Origin of the sequence: Actinoplanes sp. TFC3 (assembly GCF_001553785.1) — a bacterium.
Lineage (GTDB): Bacteria > Actinomycetota > Actinomycetes > Mycobacteriales > Micromonosporaceae > Actinoplanes.
Genome location: NZ_LOJP01000001.1, coordinates 4,240,258 through 4,242,668, shown reverse-complemented (window position 1 = coordinate 4,242,668; position 2,411 = coordinate 4,240,258). Strand labels below are relative to the sequence as shown.

Here is a 2,411-nt window from a genome sequence, read left to right as displayed (position 1 = left end):
GCGGGGTAGAGCGGCCTCGACGAAACCGGCGGCGATCACATTGGCGGCGATGGGAACGACGCCGATCAAGGGCGGCCTCGACCAAGGCCGGCGGCGGCTGAGGGCGGCCTCGACCAGGGCTCGCGGGGCGTCCGGTCGAAAGGGGCATGCGGCCGAAGGCGGCAAGCATGAGGGGCGGCCGGCCCGAATGGTGTGCCCCAGGCCCGGAAAGCCCACAGGCGAAGCGGCAGCCGCGCCCAGCAGCCAGCGGCAGCCACATCCAGCAGTCAGCCTGGCCAAGCACCGAGCCCACCCTCACCCCAAACGCTCTCCCCAAGGGCAGCATCCTCTACTGCATCGGATAGAACCCAGTAGGCGGCTCAGCGAACTGCGCAGCCGAACTACGCCGGCGCAGGTGCAGCCGCATCAGCAGAGCCACTCCCATGAACACCAGCAGCGCACCAACGATCAACCCAGGGCCCAGAAGGCTGGGTGGCCCGCCCTCCGAGGCCGCCGGGATCGCGTTGAGGTTCGGTGCCGGGCTGGAGGTTTCCCCGGCCCCGGACTCCTGGTCGGACGAATCCGAGGACGAATCCGACGAAGAGTCCGAAGGGGAAGGCGACGGCGAATCCGACGGGGCAGGAGACGGGGACTCGGTGGCCGCCGGCTCCTGGCCCACCACGGGGCTCTGGCCGGAGGCTTCCTGCAGGAGGGTGCCGTTTGCGGTGAAAGCCTGGGGTTGGAACAGGATGCGGCCGGTGTCGGCGTCTTCGTCAAAGCTGACCTGGTAGCGGGCGGTTACGGTGCGGCCGCGGCACAGTTGGCCTGGGTCGAGGGCTTCGTCGGTGATGCGGGCGGTGCTGCCGTTGTTCTGACGGCGTACCGGGAAATCTCCGGAATCTTCCACCCGCGTTATTGTGACCTCGTCCAGGTCGGGGCCGTCCACCTGCAGGAGCAGCGACCAGCGGACCTTGATGCAGCGGGCCCGGTCGGTGGAGGCGACCACCGTCATGGTGCGGCTTTCGGCTCCGGCGCCGAAGGTGGCGGGGAGCTCGGTTATCTGTACGGTGAAGCCGGGCTCGGCGGCGGAGGCTGATCCGGGTAGGACCATCGTTGCCCCCGCCGCGGCCAGGGCGGTCGCTACCAAAGCGGCGCGGTACCGCACAGCGATCAACTCCTTACAGATTGTAGTGCGCTTGGCCTGCACGTGAGGTAGTTCGGGGCTGGGGGCTCAAAGGTTCAGCTGTGGCGCAGGTGACACCCCGCGAGGCACTTTATTTTTACGTCACCGGGGGGGTCGGTGGGGTGTCCTAGCAGCTCACGACCCTTGTCGCCAAGGTCACGCGGACGGCTGGCGGAAATTGGTCCCAAAGAACTTCCCGATCGTTCATCCGATCCTGCCCCCGGCACGTAGATGGGGGAGGGCAACGGACCGGAGACGACGCACCGTGAGGAAAGGCAGAGACCCGGCCGGCGCCCGACAGTAACGAGCGCGGGGCATCCCCCACGGGTGCCGGTGACCGTCGAACGCCCACGACGCCGCCTTACCGCTGCGGAGAACGAGGAGCTATGGCCCGGACGAAGACGAAAGAACGAGCCACCAGTCGTGTGGACGTCGAAATGGGTGCCACCGGTGGACCACAACCACCGTCGAAGCTCGCCGTCACGTTGCTCGGGGTCTGCATCCTGGCGGTCATCTGGGCCGTGATGATGATGGTCCCGGCCGGGCGCGTCGCCTACGTCTACATCTTCAGCTACTCCGAGTTCTACATGGGCGTGCTGACGCTCGTGTCGCTCTCGATCACGATCATGGTTGGCCTGGTCTCCACCGACCGGCTGGTCCTGACGATCCGCCAGCGCCTGCTGCTGCAGTCGACGCACCGCACCACCGGCGTCATCGCCGTCGCCTCGCTCGGCGTCCACCTGTGGACCAAGTACGCCATGGGCAAGATGCAGTTCATCGACGCCTTCATCCCGTTCCTCAACCCAGGCAAGACGCTGTTCATCGGCTTCGGCACGCTGTCGGGCTGGATCATGGTGCTGGTCATGTGGACGGGCATCGCGCGGGCCCGGTTCATCGGCCGCGGCCGGCCCTGGATGTGGCGCGGCATTCACAGCATCTCGTACCTGATGTGGCCGATCGCGCTGCTGCACGGCCTGAACGCCGGTCGTCCCGCCGCCGTCTGGGTCATCGTCAGCTACGTCATCTGCGTGCTGATGGTGCTCATCGGGCTTGCCGTCCGCATCGCCGTGAGCCTGAACCGCAAGAAGGACTTCGCCTCCCAGCAGGGCACCGCGGGTGGCAACACCGGCGCCATGAAGCCGGTCGGCCGGATGGGAGCCGCAGTGCCCGGCCGCGGCAAGAGCCCCAGCCGCCGCGACGACGACGCGCTGGTCTCCGACCGGGGCAACGCCGTGCAGGCCTGGAAGCC

At 67.8% G+C, this 2,411-nt stretch carries 1 protein-coding gene and 1 pseudogene; one reads left to right on the top strand and one right to left on the bottom strand.

What is annotated here, in order from left to right:
• Nucleotides 1–328: 328 nt before the first annotated feature.
• The gene (locus tag TFC3_RS19130; RefSeq protein WP_067507062.1) at nt 329–1,153 is read right to left on the bottom strand and encodes a hypothetical protein; all 825 of its coding nucleotides are present in this window, start codon (nt 1,151–1,153) and stop codon (nt 329–331) included.
• Nucleotides 1,154–1,587: 434 nt separating this feature from the next.
• Here TFC3_RS19130 and TFC3_RS39440 point away from each other — a divergent pair.
• Nucleotides 1,588–2,411: pseudogene (locus TFC3_RS39440) on the top strand (translation initiation factor III); the annotation flags it as partial.